This is a genomic window from Rhodoferax sp. UBA5149, assembly GCF_002413825.1.
GTDB lineage: Bacteria > Pseudomonadota > Gammaproteobacteria > Burkholderiales > Burkholderiaceae_C > Rhodoferax.
The window spans coordinates 4,260-28,181 of the sequence record NZ_DHXT01000011.1 but is presented as its reverse complement, the minus strand read 5'-3'; the positions used below and the strand labels follow the sequence as shown (position 1 = coordinate 28,181).

At 58.1% G+C, this 23,922-nt stretch carries 25 protein-coding genes and 1 pseudogene; 14 read left to right on the top strand and 12 right to left on the bottom strand.

Annotation, left to right across the window (positions count from 1 at the left end; translation table 11 throughout):
- From B3V69_RS00755 to rlmD, 5 genes and pseudogenes are all read left to right on the top strand, one after another.
- Window positions 1-396: pseudogene (locus B3V69_RS00755) on the top strand (5'/3'-nucleotidase SurE); the annotation flags it as partial.
- Between the two features lie 7 nt (window positions 397-403).
- Window positions 404-1,198 carry a protein-L-isoaspartate(D-aspartate) O-methyltransferase gene (locus B3V69_RS00750; RefSeq protein ID WP_296442875.1) on the top strand — a complete coding sequence of 265 codons (795 nt, stop codon included), beginning with the start codon at window positions 404-406 and terminating at the stop codon, window positions 1,196-1,198.
- Window positions 1,195-2,088: a peptidoglycan DD-metalloendopeptidase family protein gene (locus B3V69_RS00745; protein ID WP_296442874.1), complete on the top strand. Its 894-nt coding sequence runs from the start codon at window positions 1,195-1,197 to the stop codon at window positions 2,086-2,088. Before B3V69_RS00750 ends, B3V69_RS00745 begins: the two co-directional genes overlap by 4 nt.
- 162 nt (window positions 2,089-2,250) lie before the next feature.
- Window positions 2,251-3,144 (top strand): sigma-70 family RNA polymerase sigma factor, encoded by an 894-nt coding sequence (locus tag B3V69_RS00740; protein WP_296442872.1) that lies wholly within the window; start codon window positions 2,251-2,253, stop codon window positions 3,142-3,144.
- Window positions 3,145-3,215: 71 nt separating this feature from the next.
- Window positions 3,216-4,649, top strand: a complete 1,434-nt coding sequence (gene rlmD / locus B3V69_RS00735) for a 23S rRNA (uracil(1939)-C(5))-methyltransferase RlmD (RefSeq protein WP_296442870.1) — start codon at window positions 3,216-3,218, stop codon at window positions 4,647-4,649.
- Between the two features lie 28 nt (window positions 4,650-4,677).
- On the opposite strand, the gene B3V69_RS00730 is transcribed toward rlmD, so the two are convergent.
- Together B3V69_RS00730 and B3V69_RS00725 are read right to left on the bottom strand one after the other, a co-directional pair.
- Complete coding sequence (locus B3V69_RS00730; protein WP_296442868.1) at window positions 4,678-5,088, bottom strand: hypothetical protein; 411 nt, start codon at window positions 5,086-5,088, stop codon at window positions 4,678-4,680.
- Window positions 5,089-5,204: 116 nt separating this feature from the next.
- Entirely contained in the window at window positions 5,205-5,900 is a 696-nt protein-coding gene (locus B3V69_RS00725) for a Bax inhibitor-1/YccA family protein (protein WP_296442866.1), read from the bottom strand.
- Window positions 5,901-6,141: 241 nt separating this feature from the next.
- On the opposite strand from B3V69_RS00725, the gene B3V69_RS00720 reads away from it, so the two are divergent.
- Complete coding sequence (locus B3V69_RS00720) at window positions 6,142-6,549, top strand: GlcG/HbpS family heme-binding protein (RefSeq protein ID WP_296442864.1); 408 nt, start codon at window positions 6,142-6,144, stop codon at window positions 6,547-6,549.
- Window positions 6,550-6,569: 20 nt separating this feature from the next.
- Here the strand turns inward: B3V69_RS00720 and B3V69_RS00715 are convergent, their stop codons facing one another.
- The 7 genes from B3V69_RS00715 to ppsR all read right to left on the bottom strand — a co-directional run bounded on the left by B3V69_RS00715 (window position 6,570) and on the right by ppsR (window position 12,061).
- Entirely contained in the window at window positions 6,570-6,980 is a 411-nt protein-coding gene (locus tag B3V69_RS00715) for an ExbD/TolR family protein (RefSeq protein ID WP_296442863.1), read from the bottom strand.
- 8 nt (window positions 6,981-6,988) lie between these two features.
- Window positions 6,989-7,699, bottom strand: coding sequence for a MotA/TolQ/ExbB proton channel family protein (locus tag B3V69_RS00710; RefSeq protein WP_296442861.1), 711 nt, complete (start codon window positions 7,697-7,699; stop codon window positions 6,989-6,991).
- A gap of 25 nt (window positions 7,700-7,724) precedes the next feature.
- The gene (locus B3V69_RS00705; RefSeq protein ID WP_296442859.1) at window positions 7,725-8,363 is read right to left on the bottom strand and encodes an energy transducer TonB; all 639 of its coding nucleotides are present in this window, start codon (window positions 8,361-8,363) and stop codon (window positions 7,725-7,727) included.
- A 210-nt stretch (window positions 8,364-8,573) separates the two neighbouring features.
- Complete coding sequence (locus tag B3V69_RS00700; protein ID WP_296442857.1) at window positions 8,574-8,849, bottom strand: hypothetical protein; 276 nt, start codon at window positions 8,847-8,849, stop codon at window positions 8,574-8,576.
- Complete coding sequence (feoB, locus tag B3V69_RS00695; protein WP_296442855.1) at window positions 8,849-10,786, bottom strand: ferrous iron transporter B; 1,938 nt, start codon at window positions 10,784-10,786, stop codon at window positions 8,849-8,851. The genes B3V69_RS00700 and feoB overlap by 1 nt, the downstream gene beginning before the upstream one ends.
- Window positions 10,783-11,031 carry a FeoA family protein gene (locus B3V69_RS00690; protein WP_296442891.1) on the bottom strand — a complete coding sequence of 83 codons (249 nt, stop codon included), beginning with the start codon at window positions 11,029-11,031 and terminating at the stop codon, window positions 10,783-10,785. The genes feoB and B3V69_RS00690 overlap by 4 nt, the downstream gene beginning before the upstream one ends.
- Window positions 11,032-11,239: 208 nt before the next feature.
- Window positions 11,240-12,061 (bottom strand): posphoenolpyruvate synthetase regulatory kinase/phosphorylase PpsR, encoded by an 822-nt coding sequence (ppsR, locus tag B3V69_RS00685; protein ID WP_296442853.1) that lies wholly within the window; start codon window positions 12,059-12,061, stop codon window positions 11,240-11,242.
- Window positions 12,062-12,288: 227 nt separating this feature from the next.
- Here ppsR and ppsA point away from each other — a divergent pair, with 227 nt between their 5' ends.
- The 7 genes from ppsA to dnaB all read left to right on the top strand — a co-directional run bounded on the left by ppsA (window position 12,289) and on the right by dnaB (window position 20,217).
- Entirely contained in the window at window positions 12,289-14,682 is a 2,394-nt protein-coding gene (gene ppsA / locus B3V69_RS00680) for a phosphoenolpyruvate synthase (protein WP_296442851.1), read from the top strand.
- 45 nt (window positions 14,683-14,727) lie between these two features.
- On the top strand, window positions 14,728-17,067 hold the full coding sequence (locus B3V69_RS00675; protein WP_296442849.1) for a VC_2705 family sodium/solute symporter: 2,340 nt from the start codon (window positions 14,728-14,730) through the stop codon (window positions 17,065-17,067).
- A gap of 85 nt (window positions 17,068-17,152) precedes the next feature.
- Window positions 17,153-17,518: a 30S ribosomal protein S6 gene (rpsF, locus tag B3V69_RS00670; RefSeq protein WP_296442847.1), complete on the top strand. Its 366-nt coding sequence runs from the start codon at window positions 17,153-17,155 to the stop codon at window positions 17,516-17,518.
- 35 nt (window positions 17,519-17,553) lie between these two features.
- A complete protein-coding gene (gene priB / locus B3V69_RS00665; protein WP_296442845.1) occupies window positions 17,554-17,853 on the top strand; it encodes a primosomal replication protein N in 300 nt (99 codons plus the stop codon).
- 29 nt (window positions 17,854-17,882) lie between these two features.
- Window positions 17,883-18,167 carry a 30S ribosomal protein S18 gene (gene rpsR / locus B3V69_RS00660; protein WP_011464487.1) on the top strand — a complete coding sequence of 95 codons (285 nt, stop codon included), beginning with the start codon at window positions 17,883-17,885 and terminating at the stop codon, window positions 18,165-18,167.
- 11 nt (window positions 18,168-18,178) lie between these two features.
- Window positions 18,179-18,631, top strand: coding sequence for a 50S ribosomal protein L9 (gene rplI, locus B3V69_RS00655; protein WP_296442843.1), 453 nt, complete (start codon window positions 18,179-18,181; stop codon window positions 18,629-18,631).
- 179 nt (window positions 18,632-18,810) lie between these two features.
- Window positions 18,811-20,217, top strand: a complete 1,407-nt coding sequence (gene dnaB / locus B3V69_RS00650) for a replicative DNA helicase (protein WP_296442841.1) — start codon at window positions 18,811-18,813, stop codon at window positions 20,215-20,217.
- A gap of 99 nt (window positions 20,218-20,316) precedes the next feature.
- On the opposite strand, the gene B3V69_RS00645 is transcribed toward dnaB, so the two are convergent.
- The 3 genes from B3V69_RS00645 to B3V69_RS00635 all read right to left on the bottom strand — a co-directional run bounded on the left by B3V69_RS00645 (window position 20,317) and on the right by B3V69_RS00635 (window position 23,242).
- The gene (locus B3V69_RS00645; RefSeq protein ID WP_296442839.1) at window positions 20,317-22,059 is read right to left on the bottom strand and encodes a PhoH family protein; all 1,743 of its coding nucleotides are present in this window, start codon (window positions 22,057-22,059) and stop codon (window positions 20,317-20,319) included.
- A gap of 176 nt (window positions 22,060-22,235) precedes the next feature.
- On the bottom strand, window positions 22,236-22,721 hold the full coding sequence (locus B3V69_RS00640) for a peroxiredoxin (protein WP_296442838.1): 486 nt from the start codon (window positions 22,719-22,721) through the stop codon (window positions 22,236-22,238).
- 140 nt (window positions 22,722-22,861) lie between these two features.
- Window positions 22,862-23,242 carry an Mth938-like domain-containing protein gene (locus B3V69_RS00635; protein WP_296442836.1) on the bottom strand — a complete coding sequence of 127 codons (381 nt, stop codon included), beginning with the start codon at window positions 23,240-23,242 and terminating at the stop codon, window positions 22,862-22,864.
- Window positions 23,243-23,353: 111 nt separating this feature from the next.
- Between B3V69_RS00635 and B3V69_RS00630 the strand changes: the two genes are divergently transcribed.
- A partial coding sequence (locus B3V69_RS00630) for an aminotransferase class I/II-fold pyridoxal phosphate-dependent enzyme (RefSeq protein WP_296442835.1) occupies window positions 23,354-23,922 on the top strand: 569 nt, incomplete at its 3' end.

The window sequence follows — 23,922 nt, the reverse complement described above, 5'->3', positions numbered from 1 at the left end:
AAGGCGCGTGATCTGGTTTTGCAGATGTACAGTCAAAACCTGATTGGTAGCAGTCCCTGGTTGCTCAATGTCAACATCCCCAACTTGCCGTTTGCCGAGATGGGTCATGTGAAGTTGTGCCGGCTCGGGCGCCGACATGCGGCGGAGGCCGTGATTACCCAGCTCAGTCCGCGCGGTGAGACCATGTACTGGATCGGTGCGGCGGGCGCCATCAAGGATGACGCTGAAGGTACTGACTTTCACGCCACCAGCCACGGCCACATCTCGATCACGCCGCTGAAAGTGGATTTGACCGACCATGATCGCCTGGGCTATTGGGCCCAGACCGCCGCCAAGCTGGCGGATCCTGCGCAGCAGGTTCCGCCGCCAGGCATTCATCAGATCGCCCCGACATGACGCACGCATGAAAGAACGCCCGCCTTTTCCCGCCCGTCTTGATTTCTTGGCTGGCAAACCCAAGGGTAACCGGCCCGCGCCGGGCCACGCGCACAGTGCGCCAAGCCAGGTCGCCAAGCCGCTGGGCAGCGTGCTGTCGCAGGGGGTCGGGCTGGATTCCAGTGCGGTGCGCATGAACATGGTGAAGAAGCTTGCCGGGCAGGGTGTTACGGACGCGCTGGTGTTGTCGGCCATGGGGTCCATCGAGCGTCACCGCTTTGTCGACAGTGCCCTGGTCAATCAGGCCTATGAAGACACAAGTTTGCCGATCGGCCTGGGTCAGACCATCTCCAAACCCGGCGTTGTGGCCCGCATGGCTGAGCTCTTGCGCCAGGGTACTGCTGGCAAATTGGGGCGCGTGTTGGAGATCGGGACCGGATGTGGTTATCAGGCGGCCGTCTTGAGCCTGCTGGCGCACGAGGTCTACAGCATCGAACGCCTGCGCGGCCTGCACGACAAGGCGCGCGATAATCTGCGGCACTTGCGTCTGGCCAATCTGCATCTTCTGTTTGGCGACGGCATGGCGGGTTACGCCAAGGGCGCGCCTTATGTGGCCATCATCGCGGCCGCTGGCGGTGAGGCCGTGCCGCAGGCGTGGATCGATCAACTGGCGGTCGGTGGGCGGCTGGTGGCGCCGGTGTCGGCCGGCTCCACCGCTGCGGGGCAGCAAGCCTTGGTGGTGATCGATAAAACCCCGCAGGGCTTACGCCAGACCGTGCTTGAGGCGGTTCACTTTGTCCCTTTAAAATCGGGGGTCGCATGAAGGGATTTCGTATGTATGGTTTGAGTTCTCGCTTGGGTTCAGCTTTGGTGGTCGTGGTGGTTGGCGTGTTGCTGGGGGGGTGCGGCTCCAAGGTCATCAATCGCGCGCCGGTGGAAGACCGTGGCACCGGCATCGGCAGACCCGCGCCCGTGGCGATGGACCCCACCACACCGGCCGTCAAGCAACTGCCTGGATTTGAGAATGCGGGCAAGCCCGGCTATTACACGGTCAAGCCCGGTGACACCCTGATCCGGATCGGGCTGGACCACGGGCAATCGTCCAAGGACATTGCCCGCTGGAGTGCCCTGGACAACCCCAATCGTATTGAAATCGGCCAGGTGTTACGGGTGATGCCACCGACCGTCAGTGCCAGCAATGGGGTTGTGACGAAGCCGGTCACCTTGGCCAGCGCCACACCGATCGCGACCGCGCCTGCGTCGGCGGCCAGTGCGGACAAGCATGCGTCATCGGCTCCCCCCCCCAGTTCGACGCCTGCACCCGCGGCTACGGCCACGGCAGAAGATGAAATTGGCTGGATATGGCCGACCAACGGCGCCGTGCTGGCCGGGTTTGATGAGGTCAAGAACAAGGGCCTGGATATTGGCGGCGCGGCGGGCGACCCCGTGCTGGCGGCGGCGGACGGTCGCGTGGTGTATGTCGGGGCCGGATTGCGTGGCTATGGCAACCTGATCATCTTGAAGCACAACAACACTTACCTGACGGCTTATGCCCACAATCAGACCCTGCTGATCAAGGAAGATCAGTCGGTCCGCAAGGGCCAGAAGATTGCCGAGATGGGCAGCAGCGACGCGGATCGCGTCAAGCTGCATTTTGAAGTTCGCCGACATGGCAAGCCGGTCGACCCGGCGAAGTACCTGCCGGCCAGGTGATGGGAACATGCCGTGAAAAAACGTCCCGTGAATGGCCATGGCCCAGCCGCCAGACCCCCGACACGCGGTGCGTCAGATCATATAGAAAATTCGCCTATAGCCCCCGTCAATATTGCGTCACTAGCTACTGATTTTGTAGCAAATCAACTTCCCTCGGAGCTCATGCCGACGGCAGACATGGCGAACGAATCGGACGAATCCGGCGAGTCGGGCGACGCGCTGACCGTTTACCTGCGCAACGTGCGGCGCACCGAGCTGTTCACGGCCCAAGAAGAGTTCGAGTTCGCAACCAAGGCCCGCGCCGGCGACTTTGCTGCCCGCCAAAGCATGATTGAACACAATCTGCGGCTGGTGGTGAGTATCGCCAAGGCCTATCTGGGGCGCGGCGTGCCCTTGTCTGACTTGATCGAGGAAGGCAACCTGGGTCTCATGCATGCGATTGACAAGTTCGAGCCCGAGCGCGGATTCCGCTTCTCCACCTATGCCACCTGGTGGATTCGTCAGTCGGTCGAGCGTGCCCTGATCTACCAAGGCCGGGCGGTGCGTCTGCCGGTGAACGTGGTCCGGGAATTGCAGCAAGTGCTGCGCGCGCGCCGGACGCTGGAGAACGATGCCGTGTTCGTGGCGAGTCAGCCCGATGGCATTCGTGTGGAAAGTATTGCCGCTTTATTGGGCCGTGACACGGCCAGTGTGGCCGATTTGCTGGCCCTGTCCGAGCCGCCCAGATCGTTGGACGCCGCCATGGATCGGTCGGGCGCGGATCAGACGCTGGGGGACGCCCTGGTGGATGAACTCACGATGGACCCCTCGGGTGTGACCCAGGTTCATGAGGTGGCGCGCTTGCTGGAAGACTGGATTGGCACCTTGACCGAGCGGGAAAAAGAAGTTCTGGAAGGGCGATTTGGTTTGCATGACCGTGATCCCGAGACGCTGGAAGTGCTCAGTGCGCGTCTCGGGCTGACCCGCGAACGGGTGCGCCAGGTGCAGAACGAGGCATTGTCCAAACTCAAGCGCTATCTGGAGCGGCGCGGCATCACGCAGCAAGCCCTGCTTTGAAGGCCACCCCATTCGATAGCGATCGCGGCAAGCCGGAGGAGGGCCAGAAACCTTTCGGGGACAATACCGGCATGACTGACGAAATCAAAAAAACTGATAATTTTCCGCCCGACTGGCTTCTGGTTGAGTCGCTGGACCTGGAAGCGCAAGGGGTGGCGCACCGGGCAGATGGCAAGGTGGTGTTCATCAAGGGCGCCTTGCCGTTCGAATGGGTGAGCGCCAATGTGCACCGCAAGAAAAACAACTGGGAGCAGGGCGTGGTGACCGCGATTCACCGCGAGTCCTCGCAGCGTGTCACACCCGATTGCCCGCATTTTGGGCTGCATGAAGGCGCTTGTGGCGGCTGCAAGATGCAGCATCTGCACATCGGCGCCCAAGTAGCCGTCAAGCAGCGGGTGCTGGAAGACAACCTGTGGCATCTGGGCAAGGTCAAGGCCGACAATATTTTGCGGCCGATTGAAGGCCCGGCCTGGGGCTACCGTTACCGGGCGCGGATTTCGGTGCGGCATGTGCGCAAGAAGGGCACGGTGCTGGTCGGCTTTCATGAACGCAAAAGCGGCTATGTGGCCGACATGAAAGAGTGCCTCGTGCTGCCGCCCCATGTGAGCGACTTGCTGCTGCCCTTGCGCGCGCTCATTACCTCGATGGATGCGATGGAGACCATTCCACAGATCGAGCTGGCCTGTGGCGACACCGTGATCGCGCTGGTGCTGCGTCATATGGAGCCTCTGAGTGAGGGGGATCTGGGCTTGCTGCGTGAATTTGCGAAGCGCCATGCCGGGGTTCAGTGGTGGTTGCAGCCCAAGGGGCCAGAGACCGTGCATCTGCTCGATGAAGGGGGCGCGGAGCTGAGTTACGACCTGCCGGAGTTCGGCATCCATATGCCTTTCAAACCGACCGATTTCACGCAGGTCAACCCGCACATCAACCGGGTCCTGGTGTCGCGTTCCTTGCGACTGCTGGACGCACAAAAAGATGAACGGGTGATCGACTGGTTCTGTGGTTTGGGCAATTTCACATTGCCCATCGCGACGCAGGCGCGAGAGGTGCTGGGCGTGGAGGGCAGTGAGACGCTGGTGGCGCGATCACGCGAAAATTATATGAAAAACAAGGCGCTAGCTCCCGTCAATCATGCGCTAGCAGCTACTAATTTTGTAGCAAGAAACCTTTTTGAGATGACACCTGCTGTGCTGATTCAGGACGGGGTCGCTGACAAATGGCTGGTCGATCCGCCGCGTGAGGGCGCAATGGCCCTGGTCCAGGCGTTAGCGGACTTGCACCAGCAAAAGCTGGACCCCATCGCCAATCCACCGACGCCGGGCGCCGAGCACTGGACGCCGCCGAAACGGATTGTCTATGTGAGTTGCAACCCGTCCACGCTGGCGCGCGATGCCGATTTACTGGTGCATCAGGCGGGTTATCGATGTTCCGCTGCCGGCGTGGTCAACATGTTTCCTCACACGGCCCATGTGGAGAGCATGGCGGTGTTTGAACTGGAGGTTTGACCGCGCTACCTGCCGAGCGTCTGCAAAATCAGTGCGCGCCTGCCTTGACGACCGGCTTGTCGGTCGATTTGGGCCCGGCCTTGTCGGCGCTTTTCGGTTTGGTCTCGGACGGTTTTTCTTTGACGCCGGCCTTGGGCTTCTTGTCTTCCACGATTTCTTCTTCCGGCTCCGTGTTGTCCACGGTGGCGCGAATGCCCTCAATTTTGTTCTCGCGCATGTATTGGTCCATATCTTTCCAACCGGTGAACATGTCAGCCTTGGAAGCGCCCTCGTTGAGACTGTAGCAATCCTCGATGCTGCGCAATCCGTATCTGCAGCCACCACCAATGGCTTTGGCTTCAGCCTCGCGTTGTGCAATTTTCGGATCAGCCCCCATGCCGGGGATGTCGCAGCCAGCCAGCAGCAGAACGATAGCAGTGATGAGCAGGCGCAAGGTCATAGGATGAGGTAGAGGAATAACATTGTTATCGGCAAATTGTGCGGCGTATTGAGCGCTGTCCGCGGGAACAAAAAAAGACCCCGAAGGGTCTTTTTTTCAGCAGGTGCTAAAGTAATTCAATCGCGCTCACCGCCAGCAATGCCAAGCAGGGCCAGCAGGGCCTGGAACACATTGATGATGTCCAGATACAAGGCCAGCGTGGCGCTGATGTAGTTGGTTTCGCCGCCGTCCACGATGCGCTTCAGGTCATAGAGCATGTAAGCGCTGAAAATGCCGATAACCGCCACCGAGATAGCCATCATGGCCGCAGTCGAGCCGACAAACACGTTGATGATGCCGCCGACCATCACCGCCACGGCGCCCACGAAGAGCCATTTGCCCATGCCGGAGAGGTCGCGCTTGATGACGCTGGACAGGCTGGCCATCACAAAAAACACGCCGGCCGTGCCACCAAAGGCGGTCATGATCAAGTCAGGACCGTTTTTGAAGCCCAGCACCATGGTAATCATGCGCGACAGCATTAAGCCCATGAAGAAGGTGAATCCCAGCAGCACCGGCACACCGCTGGCCGAATTCTTGGTTTTCTCAATGGCGTACATAAAGCCGAAGGCGCCACCCAGAAAGACGATCATGCCCAAACCACCGCCCAAATAGCGGGTGATGCCGGTGGCCACGCCCAGCCACGCGCCCAACACGGTTGGCACCAGACTCAAAGCCAGCAGCCAATAGGTGTTGCGCAGTACTTTGTTGCGCTGCTCAGCCGACGCAACATAGCCGTAGCCGCGGTCAATGGATTGAATGTTGTCAGTCATAGTCAAACTCCTAAATCAGTTGAGGACAGCGCTTGTCGCCAGACGACTGCGAACTGCCCCACAAGGTCCCACGACCTGCAGACTGCAGATGGGGTGGATTCTAGGGCGAATCAAGGGCTTTCGCGAAAATCACTCAAATCGGGCGCCTACTTTTCGTAAGGATACTTTTACCCATAAAGGGGCCAAATCACAGCCAGACAGCCGTTATGCTCGATTCTTCATCAAAATCAGGTCTTGTCCCATGAAAAACAAATTTACTCTCGAACTGTCGGACGTCAAAGCCATGGCAGCGGCGGCCGAAGCCGAAGCCCTGAAAAACAACTGGGCCGTCACCATCGCCATCGTCGACGATGGCGGGCATTTGTTGTGCTTGCAACGACTGGACGGCGCTGCAGCGATTTCTGCCCACATTGCGCCCGCCAAAGCCCACACGGCAGCGCTGGGCCGACGCGAAACCAAAGTGTACGAAGATGTCATCAACGGTGGACGCACCTCATTTTTGAGCGCGCCTGACATCAAGGGACTGCTGGAAGGCGGTGTTCCGGTCATGAAAGACGGTCAGTGCCTGGGCGCTATCGGTGTCAGCGGCGTCAAGTCCAGCGAAGATGCCCAGATCGCCAGGGCGGGTATTGCAGCGATTGGCCTTTGATTCAAGCCGGTGCTATCGGCTCAGCTATTCGGCTCGGTAATGAACCCGATTTTCCTGACACCGGCACGCTGCGCTGCGGCCATGGCTTGCGCCACACGTTCGTAACGCACCTCTTTGTCACCCCGTATATGCAAGTCGGGTTGCGGATTTTTTGCGGCCTCTGCCTGCAGCAGCCCGGGCAGGCTGGCGTCTTCCACTTTGACGTCATTCCAGTAGTAGCTACCTTGCGCATCCACACTCAGGCGGATGGTCTGTGGTTTAACGTCCTGCGCCTGGTTGGTGGCGCGCGGTAACTCCACGTTGACTGCGTGTTTCATCACCGGGATGGTGATGATGAAGATGATGAGCAGCACCAGCATGACATCCACCAAGGGCGTCATGTTGATCTCATTCATCACTTCATCGGGTTCGTCTTGTGTTCCAAAAGCCATGATTTTTCCTAACCTTTCTTCATCGGCACCACTTTGCCGTCACCGCTGGCAATGCGGGCACCGGTGACAAAGTAGGCATGCAAGTCATGCGCGAAGCGGTTGAGCTTGGTCAGAATGGATTTGTTGCCGCGCACCAGCGCGTTGTAGCCCAGCACGGCCGGAATCGCCACCGCCAGGCCCAGCGCTGTCATGATGAGTGCTTCACCAATCGGGCCGGCCACCTTGTCAATAGTGGCCTGTCCGGCTGCGCCAATGCCCAGCAATGCATGGTAAATGCCCCAGACCGTGCCAAACAAGCCGACAAACGGGGCGGTAGAGCCGACCGATGCCAGTACCGCCAGACCCGACTGCAGACGCGCGGTGCTGTCGTCGATCGAATTGCGCAAGCTGCGCGTGATCCAGTCACTGGCGTCCAGTGTGTCGTGCAACTGCACTTTGGTGTTGCGGTGATGGGCCGTGGCTTCGCGCCCAGCCAGGGCCAACTGGCGAAACGGGCTGCTGTCATCACCGCCGAGTCGGGCCAGCCCAGCGGCGAAGTCCTCGCTGTGCCAGAAGTCTTCGGCGTTGCCAGCCAGTTTTTTGTATTTCAGGATGTCAAGGGCCTTCACGATGATGACCATCCAGGAAGCCAGCGACATGGTGAGCAATACCAAGGCCACGATTTTGGTGATCCAGTCGCCCTGGTTCCAGACGTTGATCAGGCCAAGTTGTGAATGCATAAATTCTCCAGAGAAAAGATGGAAATTATTCGAGGACGAAATTGATCGGCACGTTGAACCACATGGTTTCTGGCACGCCAGCACGCTTGCCAGGCACATAGCGCCAGCGCAGTACCGTTGCCAGGGCGGCTTGGTCCAGGCGCTCGAACCCGCTGGATTGCTTGATGTCTGCTTTTTGCGCCGTGCCGTCCTGGCTGATGAGAACACGCACCATGACCTTGCCCTGTTCGCCCAGTCGTTTGCTTAAAGCGGGGTAGGGCGGCTTGGGGTTTTGCAGATAGTCGGCGTCGCTGGACGGCAACTCGTCGCGGGCAGCGGCAGGTGGCGCGACGGCCACCGGGGCTGCAACCGGCGGGGTGATCGGTTGTGGCGTGGTGACGCCGGTCGGGGCGTTGGGCGACGGTGTCGGATCTGCAATGGCCAGCGGCTGGGGCGCTAGGGCCGGAACGGGGAGCGGCGCTTTGGCGACCGGTTGTTTGACGGGCTTGGGTGGTGGCGGTGGTGGCGGCACGATTTTGGGCGCGGGTGGTTCAATGAATTCGCTCAGGATTTCGGCCGGTACGAAAACCTCGACCGTGCGACGCAGCAATCCGGTCTGCAGAGCCCACAGCATGGCAATGTGAAAAACGACAACGCTGATGGCAATGGTGACGTTGCGGTTCATGACGGGGGGAAAAATTGGGACGCTCAAGGAATGTCATAGTTTAAAACCTTGCGGCGAACGGCTGAAGCGAGGTTATTTAGGAACAACCCACCAGGCCGAGCCAATCACCAAAGCCAGGCTGGCGTTCCAGCATACGGCGATCGCGCCATGGTTTCTTTGAAATGCCCCAGCGCTCTTGGCAACCGCTGGATAATGGGCCAGCGCTTGAATTTAGAGCTTGCGCCCGTGCCACTTCACCGCTTGGATGGTGGCCGGGCCAGATGAGCACGCGCCGCAGCTCGAACCGCAAGCGCCTTTGGCGTCGGTTTGCTGCAGCCTAGAAGAGATAAAAGCAGGCAGCGGGCAGCGCAGCAGGGCCAGTTTCAACGGTCGCTTGAGGGCATCCGGTGCCAGCGTGAGAAGACAGTACACAGTGCAGCCTGCCACCATGGAAAACACCGCCAAAAACTGGAAAACTTCATACAGGAAATGGGAGACCATGGTCATCAATTCAGGGTGAGTGCACTGACAATGCGAAACGTAATGAACGAGGCCATGTAGGCCAGGGCAAACAAATAGGCGGCCATCAAGACCGGGTAGCGCCAGGAGTTGGTTTCGCGTTTCACCACCACCAGGGTCGAGATGCATTGCGGCGCAAAAACGTACCAGGCCAGCAGGGAGTAGGCAGTGGCCGTGGACCAGCTCTGGGCAATGATGGGGCTGAGCGTTTTGGCGGTTTCTTCACCCGTGGCTGACAAGGCGTAGACCGTACCCAGCGCGCCCACCGCCACTTCGCGTGCGGCCATGCCAGGCACCAAGGCGATGGAGATTTGCCAATTGAAGCCAATCGGTGCAAAAACCACTTCCAGCGCATGGCCCAGCATGCCGGCAAAACTGTATTGGATGGCAGCGCCGGTGGCCCCGTCGGGCGGGCCAGGAAATGTGGACAAGAACCACAGCAGCACCATGACTGCGAAAATGATGGTACCCACGCGTTGCAGAAATATGACGGCGCGTTGCCAAAGTCCCAGCAACAGGTTGCGCAGATTGGGCGTGCGGTAGGGTGGCAACTCCAGCATCAGCGGCTGGTAGTCACTTTTCATCCACGTGCGCTTGAATACCCAAGCGACCGCCATGGCCGACAGAATGCCGGCCGCGTACAAGCCAAACAGGGTCAGACCCTGCAGGTTGAATATGCCGACACTGCGCTGCGGAATGAAGGCCCCGATCAACAAGGCATAGAGTGGCAACCGAGCCGAGCAAGTCATCAGCGGCGCCACCATGATGGTGGCCAGCCGGTCGCGCCAGTTCGGGATGGTGCGGGTGGCCATGATGCCTGGAATGGCACAGGCGAAGCTGGACAAAAGGGGAATAAAGGCCCGGCCCGACAAACCGACCTTGCCCATCACGTTGTCCAGCAGAAAAGCGGCACGTGGCAGATAACCTGAATCCTCCAGCAGCAGGATGAAAAAAAACAAAATCAGGATTTGCGGCAGAAATACCACCACGCTGCCGACGCCCGCGACGACACCGTCCACCAGCAGGCTTCGCAGCAGGCCTGGTGGCATATGGGCCGTGATGAAGTCACCGACCGCTGACATCACCTCCTTGATGGCGTCCATGGGCACATTGGCCCAGGAAAAAACCGCCTGAAAAATCATGAGCAGCAGAGCCGCCAGCAGCACCAGCCCCCAGACGGGGTGCATCACCACGGCGTCGATACGGTGGTTGAAGCGTTTAACGCGTGGCGCGCGGGGAACAGCGACCGACAGAACGTGATTGACCTGCTTTTGCAAAGTCAATGGATCGATCGGTATCTGGTGCGAAGACCCAAGAGGGCCCTCTGCCAGTGGCTGGTTGGTGAGCGCCTGCTGGGCTGCCTGTAGCAGGGCCTCGCGTCCGTTCTCTATGGATCGATCCATCCAACGCGCCAGCCAACTGCCAAACAGGCTGTTGTCAATGGCCACGGTTTCAATCACGGGCAACCCCAGTTCCGCGGCGAGTTTTTGTACATCGATGAGCAGGCCGTGCTTGCGCGCCACGTCCATCATGTTCAGCGCCACGACCATGGGTTTGCCCAGCGAGCGCAGCTGCAGCACCAGACGCAAATTCATGCGCAGATTGGTGGCATCCACCACCGCCACGATAGCGTCTGGCGCTGCCTCTCCAGGGCGAAGACCCATCAACACATCATGTGTCACCGTTTCGTCGGCGGTTGTGGGGTTCAAGCTGTAGGTGCCGGGTAAATCGACGATCGACAGGGTCCGCCCGTTGTCAAGCTGGGCGCTACCTTGCTTGCGTTCTACGGTGACCCCCGCGTAGTTGGCGACCTTCTGGCGCGCGCCTGTGAGCAGGTTGAACAGAGCTGTTTTTCCGCAGTTGGGATTGCCAACCAAGGCAACGTAAGATTGTCGCGAAACCGGAGGCAACGTTGCGGTGTTCATACCTGCCCGGCCATGGCGTGACCCGCTACCTCAATGCAGGAGGCCTCCAGACGTCGAAGCGCGAAAACGGTTTCCCCGATTTGCACGGCAATCGGTTCGCGCCCTCCCGGCCCACGTCGCAACACGGTCACCACTTCACCAGGCAAAAAACCGAGTTCGGCCAAACGGCGCGCTACACCCGATTCGCGACCAACTCCCGTCGTTTCGACCAGACTGAGTACCGTCGCGCTGCTGCGAGCCACCATCTGATCAACGGAACGATGGGCTACGGATGGTCGGGCGCTCTTCTGTGAGGTCGGTAGCATGGGCGGTTGATGGTCGGTTGAGGACGCCGCTCTGTGACAAAAATCTGCTGACAGGCTAGCGAATGAGTGTCAGTATACGTAAAACTCACGTTAATAACAATGATTCTCAATAAGATTTGATCGCTATCGTCGAACTGTTTGAGCTAGATCAATAAGCCAGCCGCTCCGGTCTGATTTCTTGCAGGATGGTGGTCGCGATCTCTTCGATCGATTTGGTCGTGGTTGACAGCCAGCGGATACCGGTGCGGCGCATCATGGCCTCGGCTTCACTCACCTCCATGCGGCAGTTTTCCAGTGAGGCGTACTTGGAGTTGGGGCGACGCTCGTTGCGGATTTCGCTTAGACGTTCGGGTTGGATCGTCAGACCAAAAAGTTTGCTCTGGTGCGCTTTGAGCGCAGGTGGCAACTGCCGACGTTCAAAATCTTCCGGGATCAGCGGGTAGTTGGACGCTTTGAGCCCATATTGCATCGCCAGATAGAGCGAGGTCGGTGTCTTGCCGCTTCGACTCACACCGACCAAAATGACATCGGAGTGCGCGAGGTCGCGGTTGGACTGTCCGTCGTCATGGGCCAGCGAGAAGTTGATGGCTTCAATGCGCTCCTGGTATTCCTTGCTCTTGCTGGCGTCGCTGAAACGGCCGATGCGGTGATTCGACTTGAGTTGGAGTTCAGTTTCAAGCGGATGCACGAAGGTGCCAAACATGTCCAGCAGCATGCCCTGGCAACCGTCCGTGATGACTTTGAGTACCTCCATATTGACCAGTGTTGTAAAAACAATGGGTTTTTTGCCGTCCACGATCCCCGCATGGTTGATCTGGCGTACCGCCTGATGGGCTTTGTCGACGGAGTCAACGAAGGGCAGGCGTATGTGACGGGATTTGGTTTCAAACTGGGCAAGGATGGCGTTACCAAAGGTTTCTGCCGTGATGCCGGTGCCGTCGGAGATAAAAAAAACAGTTCGGTTGGACATGTTGGCTAGAGGGATAAGACTCGTTTGGTTTTCAGCATTCGGCAAGGACGAACTGCATTGTGAGCCGGTTCGGCGCCTACAATATTGCCAATCTAACCCAATTCTTCCATGCGCTGCGCTGACCGACCAGAACAACGATAAAGTCAGGCTGCGTGCATGGGCATGGCCAGCGCCCCAGAACGCTTGGTTTCATGCGTCGATCCGCTTTTAACTTCTGGAGCTTCCCCATGTCTGCACTTTTCAATCCGACCGACTTGGTCGTACCGTTTGAAAACCTGAGAATGACCGACGTCGAGGCGGTTGGCGGTAAAAACGCCAGCCTCGGCGAAATGATTTCGAATTTACCCTCAGGCGTGAAGGTACCAACCGGATTTGCGACGACGGCGCACGCCTTCCGCGATTTTCTGGCCCATGGGGACCTCAGCGGCAGGATCAATGCGCGCCTGAGCGCCCTGGATACTGAAGACGTTCGGGCGCTGGCGCAGGTTGGTGCCGAGATTCGCGCCATGGTCGAAGTGCAGCCCTTTCCGGCCGACCTTGAGCAGGCTATTCGCGATGCGTTTATGACGTTGAGTGCGGGCAATCTTGAAGCGTCGTTTGCGGTTCGCTCGTCGGCCACAGCGGAAGATTTGCCGGATGCTTCATTTGCGGGTCAACAGGAAACCTTCCTGAATGTGATGGGTATCGACGAGATACTTCACAAAATCAGGGAAGTTTTTGCTAGCCTGTACAACGACCGTGCCATCAGTTACCGGGTGCACAAAGGCTTTGCCCACGAACATGTGGCCTTGAGTGCCGGCATTCAACGCATGGTGCGCTCAGACCTGGGGGCCGCAGGTGTCATGTTTACCATCGATACGGAGTCCGGGTTTCAAGACGTGGTGTTCATCACCTCCAGCTACGGACTGGGCGAGACCGTGGTGCAGGGTGCGGTGAATCCCGACGAGTTCTATGTGCACAAGCCCATGCTCAGGGCGGGTAAGCGCGCCGTGATTCGCCGTAGTCTGGGCTCCAAATTGATCCAGATGCAATTCACAACACCTGACGAGAGAGCCGCTAGCGGCAAGCTGGTCAAAACTACGGATGTGCCCGCCGAATTGCGCAACCGCTATTCGTTGACCGATGCCGAGGTGGAAAAACTGGCTGCTTATGCCTTGGTGATTGAACAGCACTATGGTCGTGCCATGGACATTGAATGGGGCAAAGACGGGCTGGATGGCGAACTCTATATTTTGCAGGCCCGTCCTGAAACCGTGAAGAGCCAGGCGGCAGGCAAGGCCGAGTATCGCTACAAGCTCAAAGGCAAAAGTGCTGTGATCATCGAAGGGCGTGCCATCGGCCAGAAGATTGGTACCGGCCCGGTTCGCATCGTGCACAACATCAGCGAGATGGACAAGGTACAGCCCGGCGACATCCTGGTGACTGACATGACCGATCCCAACTGGGAGCCGGTGATGAAGCGGGCCGCTGCCATTGTGACCAACCGTGGCGGACGTACCTGTCACGCCGCCATCATCGCGCGCGAATTGGGTATCCCGGCGGTCGTGGGTTGTGGCCATGCGAGCGAGGTGCTCAAGGATGGCATGTTGGTGACGGTCAGTTGCGCCGAAGGCGATACCGGTTTTATATACGACGGTTTGCTGGAAACCGAGGTCACCGAAGTTCAGCGCGGCGAAATGCCTGAGGTTGCCGTCAAGATCATGATGAACGTCGGCAATCCGCAGCTTGCATTTGACTTTTGCCAGTTGCCCAATGAAGGCGTCGGATTGGCTCGCCTGGAGTTCATCATCAACAACAACATTGGTGTGCATCCCAAGGCGATTCTGGACTATCCAAATGTCGATGCGGATCTGAAGAAGGCGGTCGAGTCCGTTGCTCGTGGTCATGCTTCACCGCGTGCTTTTTACGTGGACCGGGTGGCGGAAGGTGTCGCCACCATTGGCGCCGCCTTCTGGCCAAAACCTGTGATCGTGCGCCTGTCGGATTTCAAGAGCAATGAATACCGCAAACTGATTGGCGGCAGCCGCTACGAGCCGGAGGAGGAGAACCCGATGCTTGGTTTTCGTGGCGCCGCGCGTTATGTCAGTGCCGATTTTGGTGAGGCATTCGCGATGGAGTGTGAGGCGCTCAAGCGTGTTCGTCAGGACATGGGTTTGAGCAATGTCCAGGTGATGGTGCCTTTTGTACGGACGCTGGGGCAAGCCAAGAAAGTGACAGAACTGCTTGCCACCCATGGACTCAAACGGGGGGAAAACGGTCTGAAGATCATCATGATGTGTGAAATCCCCAGTAACGCCATTTTGGCGACTGAGTTTCTGCAATACTTTGATGGTTTCTCGATCGGCTCCAACGATCTAACCCAGCTCACACTGGGGCTCGATCGTGACTCCGGCCTGGAGCTGCTGGCAGCCGACTTTGACGAACGCGACCCCGCCGTGACAGCCTTGATCAGCCTGGCCATTAGTGCTTGCAAGGCGCAGGGCAAGTACATTGGTATTTGTGGTCAGGGTCCCAGCGATCACCCTGACTTTGCCGTGTGGCTGGCCAAGGAAGGCATATCCTCGATTTCCCTGAATCCCGATTCCGTGATTGCCACCTGGAAGCTGCTGGCCGGGCAATAGCAAACACCTATGGCATGAGGCATTTCTGGATGTCATGATGCAGCGATGTTGAACCCGGCGGTGCAGGCGAGCGAATTCAAACCGATTTCAGGCGGTTTTCACCTGCACGGCTGGTTACTGCTGATTTGGTTTGCGGCGTCGTTTGGCGTCGTTTTCTTTGCACGTGATCTGCAGATGATTGTCGGCGGCTGGCCTGTGGGCTATTGGTTTGCCGCGCAAGGCAGCGTATTCGTCTTTATCGCCATCGTGGCGGTGTTTGCCTGGCTTGCCAACAAGCGGGACGGAGAAATTGCGACCGGCGGAGTTGCGTATACCGCCTACAAGCGCCGCCTGCATCGCAGATTTGCCATTTACGTCGTGTGCTTGCTGCTGTTTTTGCTGGTCTTGGCTCTGGCCGAGCGCTGGGGTTTGAAAAAAACCTGGGTGGGTGGTATTTTTCTGTTCGCCACGATCAGTTTGTACGCTGTGATCGGCATTTATGGCCGCACGTCCGATGCTGCCGAGTACTACGTTGCCGGACGCCGCATCCCGGCTGTTTACAACGGCATGGCGACGGCCGCGGATTGGATGAGCGCGGCGTCGTTTATCAGCATGGCGGGCGGGCTTTACCTCCAGGGCTTTTCCGGCACGGAATCGCAGCCCGGGGGGCTGGCCTATGTGCTGGGCTGGACGGGCGGCTTTTGCCTGGTCGGTCTGCTGGTCGCGCCCTACCTGAGGAAGTTGGAGTTATACACAATCCCCGACTACTTTGGCGTCCGGTTTGGGGGCCGCTGGCCACGGATGATCGCGGCATTTTCCGCGGTACTGTGTTCTTTTACTTATGTGGTGGCACAGATTTATGGCGTAGGGTTGATTACATCGCGCTTGACCGGTGTCCAGTTTGAAATTGGTATTCTGCTCGGGCTCGGCGGCGTTCTCGTGTGCTCATTTTTGGGCGGTATGCGGGCGGTGACCTGGACGCAGGTGACCCAGTATGTCGTTCTGATTCTGGCTTTCCTGATTCCGGTGTCATGGTTGGCCTACAAGCAGCTTGGCAACCCATTGGCGCCGTTCGTTTACGGTCAGCAACTGCCAAAAATTACGGAACTGGAGCGGCAACTCTCGAATTCGCCTGCGGAGTTGCAGGTGATCAATGAATATGCCCGGCGTGCGCGTGACTTTGAGCTGAGGTTACAAAACGTGGACGCGTCACTGGACAGTGACCGCAAAGCGCTGAAGGAAAAAATTCGACTTCTGAACGAACGCATGGTGGATGAATCGATCGTTGTTGCCGCCAGACGTGAGCTTGCTGCGCTGCCTAAGGATGCCATGGCTGCCCGCGAGCGCTGGACGCGTGCCATGCAGGACAACCGGGATCGCGCCAAGCCCTTGGGTGGCATGCCGCCACACGCCAAACCCTTTGCTGGCGACCCGCACGGGAGCGAGGAAGAGCAGCAGGCGTATGACGTTTCCCGGCGCAACTTTCTGGCGCTGATGTTTTGCCTGATGGTGGGCACGGCTGGGTTGCCCCACCTGTTAACCCGTTTTTACACCACCCGCACGGTGGCAGAAGCGCGAACCTCCGTGGCCTGGTCGCTGTTTTTTATTGCGCTGTTGTACTTGTCAGCGCCGGCTTTGGCGGTGCTGGTGAAATTTGAGGTTATGAGTCATTTGGTCGGGCAGAATTTCGATTCCCTGCCCGTGTGGATCGCGCAGTGGGCGAAGGTGGACCCGACCTTGATCTCGGTTAGTGATGTCAATGGCGACCACATTCTCCAGTTCTCGGAGCTCAAGCTGGGGGCCGATATTGTGATGCTGGCGACGCCTGAGCTTGGGGGCATGCCCTATGTTGTGTCTGGTCTTGTGGCAGCGGGCGGGTTGGCTGCAGCGCTCTCGACGGCGGATGGCCTGTTGTTGACGATCGGTAACGCGCTGGCACACGATTTTTTCTTTCGGGGAGAAAGTGACCGGGCGGGCGCTGTGCGAAGGGTCATGTTGTCAAAGTTTGCGCTGCTGGTGGTGGCCCTTGCCGCTGCTTACGTTGCGGCGCAGCGGCCAGCCGATATTCTGTATCTTGTGTCAGCTTCGTTTTCACTGGCCGGGGCGGCATTTGTGCCGACGATGGTGTTGGGAATATTCTGGGCCAGGACCACACGAAAGGCCGCCGTAGGGGGAATGATCGCCGGTCTCGGTTTGACGATTTATTACATGGCGATCAATGTCGCACCCGTCAGATCTGCTTTGGGCTTGAGTGGCACGGGTTTGTGGTTTGGCATTCAGCCTGTTTCTGCCGGTGTGTTTGGCGTTTTGGCGGGCGTCGTGGTCACCGTGCTGGTCAGCCTGCTGTCCCGCCCGCCAGTCTTGGCGATTGATCAATCTCGCGGCCCCACCTACGATGGCATATAATCTTGGGCTTCGCCTTTCCACACCTCAATTAGACGCTGAGGGTGGTTTTTTCTGCCCAAACCCGGGCCATCCACAAGGAGTATCAATGCGTCATTACGAAATCATTCTCATGATCCACCCGGATCAGAGCGAGCAGGTTCCCGCCATGCTGGAACGTTACAAGGGCATGATCACTGCCGGCGGCGGTAAAGTGCACCGTGTTGAGGACTGGGGCCGTCGCCAGTTGATCTATATGATCAACAAGCTTGCCAAAGCCCATTATCTTTGCGTCAACATCGAAGCCGATCAGGCTGTGATGGCAGAGCTGGAACACGCGTTCAAGTTCAATGATGCCGTGCTGCGCCATCTGACGGTTTTGAAGAAAAAGGCCGATACCGGTCCTTCTTCGATGATGAAAACCGTCGAACGTGAAGACGCCCGCAAGACCCAACAGGCTGAGTACCAAGCCTGATACCCGGTGAAAAGGCTTTTTTGCCAACGAGGAATGTGAACCACGTTGCCAACCAGCTTGTTCTGACTGCCTGTATCGCCGAGCTTGATGCCCTGCGCTACACACCAGCCGGATTGCCCGCACTGAACATGAGACTTGAACATGAGTCAGACATTCAGGAAGCAGGGCAGACAAGACAGGTCAAGGCAGCAATGAAAGCGGTCGCTTTTGGTGCAATGGCTGAACGGCTTGTCAAACAAGCCATAGGCAGTGCCTGGAGGTTCAGCGGTTTTCTGGCGACACCTCGCAATGGCAAGCACGTCGTGTTTCATATTCAAGAATTTCAGCAAGATTAACGAATTCGTACAAATTTAAGGAGTCCATCATGGCCGGACCAAAACGTTTCAATAACAAAGACAAGCGCCCCAAGCGCCCAGCCCAGAATCTGCTGTTCAAGCGCAAGCGCTTTTGCCGCTTTACCGTGACGGGCGTCGAAGAGATCGACTACAAAGACATCGACACGCTTCGCGATTTCATTGCCGAAAACGGCAAAATCATCCCCGCTCGCCTGACTGGCACCCGTGCCATTTTCCAGCGCCAGCTCAACACCGCTATCAAGCGCGCGCGTTTCCTCGCGATGCTGCCGTACAGCGACCAGCACAAGATCTAAGGAATACGACCATGCAAATTATTCTGCTCGACAAGGTCGTGAACCTTGGCAATCTCGGTGAAGTCGTTCGCGTTAAAGACGGTTATGCCCGCAACTTTCTGATTCCCTCTGGCCGCGCCCGTCGCGCCACGGCGTCGGCGAAACAGGAGTTCGAAGCCAAGCGCGCTGAACTCGAAAAGGCCGCTGCAGCCAAGTTGGTGGAACAGCAAACCGTCGGTGAAAAGCTGGCCGGAACGACCTGCAAGCTGACTCAGAAGGCTGGCGTGGACGGTCGCCTGTTTGGTTCTGTGACCAACGCCGACATCGCTGAAGAGCTGACCAAGAACGGCTACAAGGTGTCCAAGGCGCAGATTCGCATGCCTAACGGCCCGATCAAGGTGGTTGGTGACAGCACCGTTAGCGTGGCATTGCACGCCGACGTGGTTGTGGATATCACGGTCTCGGTATACGGCGAAACGGCTTAAACAACCGCGACCCCACTCAAAAGCCGCCGGGTGCAAGCCTGGGCGGCTTTTATATTTTTGGCACAACTTGTCCCCTAATTCCCACAGGCTGTGCACAGCTTTTAAGGGACTTGTGCCCAGCATTTCACTCGACGCCGGACAAGCGCTGGCGTAGTATCAAAGGCTCAAAGGAAACCTCCATGTCTGCTGTACTTTCTGCCGTGGGTGACGACTACAGTCAAGACCGACAAGTAGCGCAATTGCGCATACCACCGCACTCCATCGAAGCCGAGTCCAGCGTCCTGGGCGGACTGCTGCTGGATAACGGTGCGTGGGACCGTGTGGGTGATTTGTTGACGGAGGGCGATTTCTATCGCTACGAGCACCGCATGGTTTATGGCGCCATTGGGGCCTTGATCAATGCCTCCAAACCGGCCGACGTCATCACGGTATTTGAGCAACTGCAAAATCAGGGCAAGGCGGAGGAAGTCGGCGGTTTGGGTTACCTCAACTCGCTGGCCCAGTATGTGCCCAGCGCCGGCAATATACGGCGCTACGCGGAGATCGTGCGTGAGCGTTCCATCCTGCGCAAGCTGGTGAGTGCCAGTGATGAAATATCCACCAGCGCTTTCAATCCCAAAGGTCGGCCGGTGGCCACCATTCTGGATGAGGCCGAACAAAAAATCTTCAATATCGGAGAAGAGGGTGCTCGCACGAAACAGGGTTTCCAGGCCATGGATTCGCTGGTGGTCGCCCTTCTTGACCGGGTGCAGGAGATGGCCGACAACCCGAATGACGTGACGGGCGTGCCCAGCGGCTTTTACGACCTTGACCGCATGACGGCTGGTTTTCAGGCCGGCGACCTGATCGTGCTGGCGGCCCGTCCGTCGATGGGAAAAACGGCTTTGGCCATCAATATTGCGGAGCATGTGGCACTGAACGAAGGTTTGCCGGTCGCCGTGTTCTCCATGGAAATGGGCGCCGCGCAACTGGCAGTGCGTATCGTGGGTTCGATCGGGCGCATTGACCAGGGCCACTTGCGTACCGGCAAATTGACCGACGAAGAATGGCCGCGTTTGACCGAGGCGATCGAGAAATTGCGCACCATTTCCTTGCACATCGATGAAACAGCGGGTTTGACCTCCAGCGAACTGCGTGCCAATGCCAGACGCTTGTCACGTCAATGCGGCAAACTGGGCTTGATCGTCGTGGACTATTTGCAGCTCATGAGCGGCTCGTCAAGCGATGGTGAAAACCGCGCCACCGAGCTGGGCGAGATTTCGCGCGGCCTGAAAATGCTGGCCAAAGAATTGCAGTGCCCGGTGATCGCCCTGTCGCAGCTCAACCGGAGCGTGGAAACCCGCCCGGACAAACGCCCGATGATGAGCGATCTGCGCGAATCCGGCGCCATTGAGCAGGATGCGGACATCATCATGTTCATTTACCGTGACGAGTACTACACCAAGGACGCCTGCAAGGAGCCCGGTGTGGCCGAGGTCATCATCGCCAAACAGCGTAACGGCCCGACCGGGGTGGTGAAGCTGGCCTTCCTGAAACCGATTACCAAGTTTGAGTCGCTGGCTTCGGGCGGGAGTGGGGACTACTAAGCCAAATTGGCCTTGAGCCCCCGTGTTTATTGCGTGAGCAGCTATTAAATTTATAGCCGTCGCTTTTATTTCCCGCCCACGGCGAGAACCCCCAAAAATCTACAAGACCTCGCTTGCAAAGTCTGCCAGCCGCGAGCGTTCGCCGCGCGCCAGCGTAATGTGCCCGCCGTGCTGCCAGCCCTTGAACTTGTCAACGGCAAAGGTCAGGCCGGAAGAGCCCTCGGTCAGGTAAGGTGTGTCGATTTGCGCCAGGTTGCCCATGCAAATGATTTTGGTGCCCGGCCCCGCGCGGGTGATCAGGGTCTTCATCTGCTTGGGCGTCAGATTCTGCGCTTCGTCGATGATGACGTACTTGTTCAGGAAGGTGCGTCCCCGCATGAAGTTCATGCTCTTGATCTTGATGCGGCTGCGGATGAGTTCACTGGTGGCGGCGCGGCCCCATTCGCCGGCGCTGGTATCGGTTTTACCCAGCACTTCGAGGTTGTCATCCAGGGCGCCCATCCAGGGGCCCATTTTTTCTTCTTCAGTGCCAGGCAGAAAACCGATGTCTTCGCCGACGCTGACGGTGGCACGCGTGACGATGATCTCGGTATAGCGCCGATCGTCCAGTACCTGGGTCAAGCCGGAGGCCAATGCCATCAAGGTTTTACCGGTGCCGGCCGTGCCCGTCAAGGTGACGAAGTCGATCTCGGGGTCCATCAGGAGGTTCATGGCAAAGTTTTGTTCCCGATTGCGCGTGGTGATGCCCCACACCGAGTTCTTGAGATGGGTGTAATCCTTGAGTGTCTTGAACACAGCCGTCTTGCCACGAATTTCAGTGACCCTGGCGTACAGGCTGGGCTCGCCGGGTGACTCGAAGTAGACGAACTGGTTGATCAGCAGGCTGGGGACGATGGGCCCGGTGATGCGGTAAAAGGTGTGCGCGCCCTGCTGCCAGCTCTCCACCGTTTTGCCGTGGGTGGTCCAGAAATTGGTCGGCAGCGCGATGGCGCCGGCATACAGCAAGTCACCGTCTTCCAGTGTTTTGTCGTTCTGGTAATCGTCGGTGGCCAAGCCCAGCGCCCGCGCTTTGACCCGCATGTTGATGTCTTTGGACACCAGCACCACTTCACGCGCGGTTGTGCGTGACTCTGTACCTTGCGGCGCGTGTTGCTGGCGCAGCGCCTCGACGACGCCCAGAATCTGGTTGTCCGCCTTGCCTTGGGGCAGGCTGGTGGGCAGTGTGTAGCTCAGCAACTGGGTCTGGAAGAACAACTTGCCACCCGCTTCGCGGTGGCCCGTGGTGCTCAGCGGCAAACCGGCCGTGATGTCGGCGTCTTGATGACCGGCCAACGCGTCCAGCGTGCGGCTGGTTTGGCGTGCGTTGCGGGCGACCTCGGTCATGCCCTTTTTGTGGGCATCCAGTTCTTCCAGGACAATCATGGGCAGAAAAATGTCGTGTTCCTCGAAGCGGAACAGGCACATGGGGTCATGCAGCAGCACGTTGGTGTCAAGTACAAACAGTTTGGTTGGACCGGTATGCTTGATCTTCTTGGGTCTGACTTCGGCCGCCGCTTCCGGTTCGACTGGCGCTTTGGTCTCGGGTCGGTTTTTGCGGGCGGGGGCGTCCGGGCGGGGTGATTTACTACGGCTTTCAGGCGTGTTTTTTTGCAATAAAGCGACCACTTGCCCACCAGCGTCCGTGCGCTCCGCTGTTTCCCGTGCCGGATGTTTTTCTGCAACCGGATGCTCAGTCAAGGGAGACTCAGTCTTGCGTGCTTTGGGTTGGGTTCGGGCAGGTACGTCGTAGTCTTGCTCGGACAGCAGCGCGGCACGTTTGGCGGGGGCGGTTGGCAATGGCATAGGGATGTGTTGCTCGCAAAAGGTGGATTGAATTCAGGCTTTAAAAGCGAAAAAGCCGCCTTGAGACCAGGGCGGCTTTGTCAGGGAGCTCGGTTGCGAATTTCAACGGCATGGTGCCATTATGCATAAACTTTGCGTACACCATGGCACGCACGCCGAGCCCTCGCCATTCATCGTCAGGCGAGTGCGACCGTCTTCTTGAGGTCTTTCACAGCCTTCAGTACGTCGTCCACATGGCCCGGCACTTTGAGACCACGCCATTCTTCCTTGAGGAAGCCGTCAGCACCAATCAGGAAAGTGCTGCGCTCAATGCCCTTGACCTTCTTGCCGTACATGATCTTGTTCTTGACGACGCCGAACATGTGGCACATTTTTTCTTCCGTGTCGGCAATCAATTCAAAGGGGAGTTCCAGTTTCGCCTTGAATTCGTCGTGGGATTTCATGTTGTCACGCGACACGCCAAACACGGTGGCGCCAGCCTTCAAAAAATCTTTGTACTTGTCGCGGAACTGCATGGCTTCTGTGGTGCAGCCTGGGGTGTTGTCCTTCGGGTAGAAGTACAAAATAATGACTTTTCCGAGGTGGGAGGTGTTGGAGACTCTGATGCCACCAGTGGCATTTGATTCAAATTCAGGGATGGGTTTATTGACAACAATCGCCATAGTTCTTAAATCTCGTGTGACAGGATGCGTCATTCGCTCAAGTCGTGGGCACTATCCTCTGACAGCGCTCCGGCGCCCCCGACTGCAACCGCTGATTTTACTCCGAAAACCGCTTGTCCCCCTTGGTGTAGACGCTAGTGTTATCCCGAGGTGGATTCCAGCAGCAGAGCAACGGCCACGTTGCGTCCTTCGTCCGCCAGGATGTTGTAGGTGCGACAGGCCGCCTGGGTGTCCATGGTTTCAATGCCGGTCTGTTTGTCAATCAGGGATTTGATCCAGTGGCCTTGGGGAAACCGTAGCCGGGTGCCGCTGCCAAATATGATCAGTTCTGTGTCCAAAGCCGCCAGTTGGGCAAAGTGTTCCGCGCTCAGATCTTCGAAGCGGCTGCAAGCCCAGTCGAAGCGTTCGCCGCGCGATCCAATGACTACGCTGCGGGTAATTTTTTCGTTCCCAATGCCAATCCAGCCGGGACCGTAGCCACTAATGGATTGCACTTTGATGATGTCGGGCTGGATCTTCATGTTGAAAAAGGTTGGCTGTGGATGCTGCAGTGCATCAATAAGCAGAGCTATTGCATGGAAATGTGGTCAAATTATAGGTTTCACCTCTCGCCACCCACGTCCGGAGGGACTTTGAAGACTATTCGAAAATCAGCCAAACTGGCCAACGTCTGCTACGACATTCGCGGCCCCATCATGGACGCGGCCCGTCAGATGGAGGAAGAGGGTCACAAGATCATCAAGCTCAACATCGGCAATCTGGCCGTGTTCGGCTTTGATGCGCCGGAAGAAATTCAGCAGGACATGATCCGTAACCTGCCCAATTCGGCGGGTTACTCGGATAGCAAGGGTATTTTTGCGGCGCGCAAGGCGGTGATGCACTACACCCAGCAGCAAGGCATCAAGGGCGTGACGCTGGACGACATCTACCTGGGCAACGGCGCCAGCGAACTGATCGTGATGGCGACCAATGCGCTGCTCGACAACGGCGACGAATTGCTGCTGCCCTCACCGGACTACCCGCTGTGGACGGCGGCGGCCAGCCTGTCGGGCGGCACGCCGGTGCACTACCTGTGCGACGAAGCCAACGGCTGGATGCCCGACCTGAACGACATTCGCGCCAAGATCACGCCGCGCACCAAGGGTATCGTGGTGATCAACCCCAACAACCCGACCGGCGCGCTGTATTCCGATGAGCTGCT

Bases quoted from the DNA above. Each gene is read 5' to 3' on its own strand.
- B3V69_RS00710 (WP_296442861.1), bottom strand. From the start codon at position 7,699: ATGCATTCACAACTTGGCCTGATCAACGTCTGGAACCAGGGCGACTGG.
- feoB (WP_296442855.1), bottom strand. From the start codon at position 10,786: ATGAACACCGCAACGTTGCCTCCGGTTTCGCGACAATCTTACGTTGCC.
- ppsA (WP_296442851.1), top strand. From the start codon at position 12,289: ATGTCTGCACTTTTCAATCCGACCGACTTGGTCGTACCGTTTGAAAAC.
- B3V69_RS00690 (WP_296442891.1), bottom strand. From the start codon at position 11,031: ATGGTGGCTCGCAGCAGCGCGACGGTACTCAGTCTGGTCGAAACGACG.
- B3V69_RS00715 (WP_296442863.1), bottom strand. From the start codon at position 6,980: ATGGCTTTTGGAACACAAGACGAACCCGATGAAGTGATGAATGAGATC.
- B3V69_RS00725 (WP_296442866.1), bottom strand. From the start codon at position 5,900: ATGACTGACAACATTCAATCCATTGACCGCGGCTACGGCTATGTTGCG.
- B3V69_RS00750 (WP_296442875.1), top strand. From the start codon at position 404: ATGAAAGAACGCCCGCCTTTTCCCGCCCGTCTTGATTTCTTGGCTGGC.
- B3V69_RS00635 (WP_296442836.1), bottom strand. From the start codon at position 23,242: ATGAAGATCCAGCCCGACATCATCAAAGTGCAATCCATTAGTGGCTAC.
- rlmD (WP_296442870.1), top strand. From the start codon at position 3,216: ATGACTGACGAAATCAAAAAAACTGATAATTTTCCGCCCGACTGGCTT.
- B3V69_RS00720 (WP_296442864.1), top strand. From the start codon at position 6,142: ATGAAAAACAAATTTACTCTCGAACTGTCGGACGTCAAAGCCATGGCA.
- B3V69_RS00745 (WP_296442874.1), top strand. From the start codon at position 1,195: ATGAAGGGATTTCGTATGTATGGTTTGAGTTCTCGCTTGGGTTCAGCT.
- rplI (WP_296442843.1), top strand. From the start codon at position 18,179: ATGCAAATTATTCTGCTCGACAAGGTCGTGAACCTTGGCAATCTCGGT.
- ppsR (WP_296442853.1), bottom strand. From the start codon at position 12,061: ATGTCCAACCGAACTGTTTTTTTTATCTCCGACGGCACCGGCATCACG.
- B3V69_RS00730 (WP_296442868.1), bottom strand. From the start codon at position 5,088: ATGACCTTGCGCCTGCTCATCACTGCTATCGTTCTGCTGCTGGCTGGC.
- rpsF (WP_296442847.1), top strand. From the start codon at position 17,153: ATGCGTCATTACGAAATCATTCTCATGATCCACCCGGATCAGAGCGAG.
- B3V69_RS00640 (WP_296442838.1), bottom strand. From the start codon at position 22,721: ATGGCGATTGTTGTCAATAAACCCATCCCTGAATTTGAATCAAATGCC.
- B3V69_RS00705 (WP_296442859.1), bottom strand. From the start codon at position 8,363: ATGAACCGCAACGTCACCATTGCCATCAGCGTTGTCGTTTTTCACATT.
- B3V69_RS00675 (WP_296442849.1), top strand. From the start codon at position 14,728: ATGTTGAACCCGGCGGTGCAGGCGAGCGAATTCAAACCGATTTCAGGC.
- B3V69_RS00700 (WP_296442857.1), bottom strand. From the start codon at position 8,849: ATGACCATGGTCTCCCATTTCCTGTATGAAGTTTTCCAGTTTTTGGCG.
- B3V69_RS00645 (WP_296442839.1), bottom strand. From the start codon at position 22,059: ATGCCATTGCCAACCGCCCCCGCCAAACGTGCCGCGCTGCTGTCCGAG.
- B3V69_RS00740 (WP_296442872.1), top strand. From the start codon at position 2,251: ATGCCGACGGCAGACATGGCGAACGAATCGGACGAATCCGGCGAGTCG.
- dnaB (WP_296442841.1), top strand. From the start codon at position 18,811: ATGTCTGCTGTACTTTCTGCCGTGGGTGACGACTACAGTCAAGACCGA.
- rpsR (WP_011464487.1), top strand. From the start codon at position 17,883: ATGGCCGGACCAAAACGTTTCAATAACAAAGACAAGCGCCCCAAGCGC.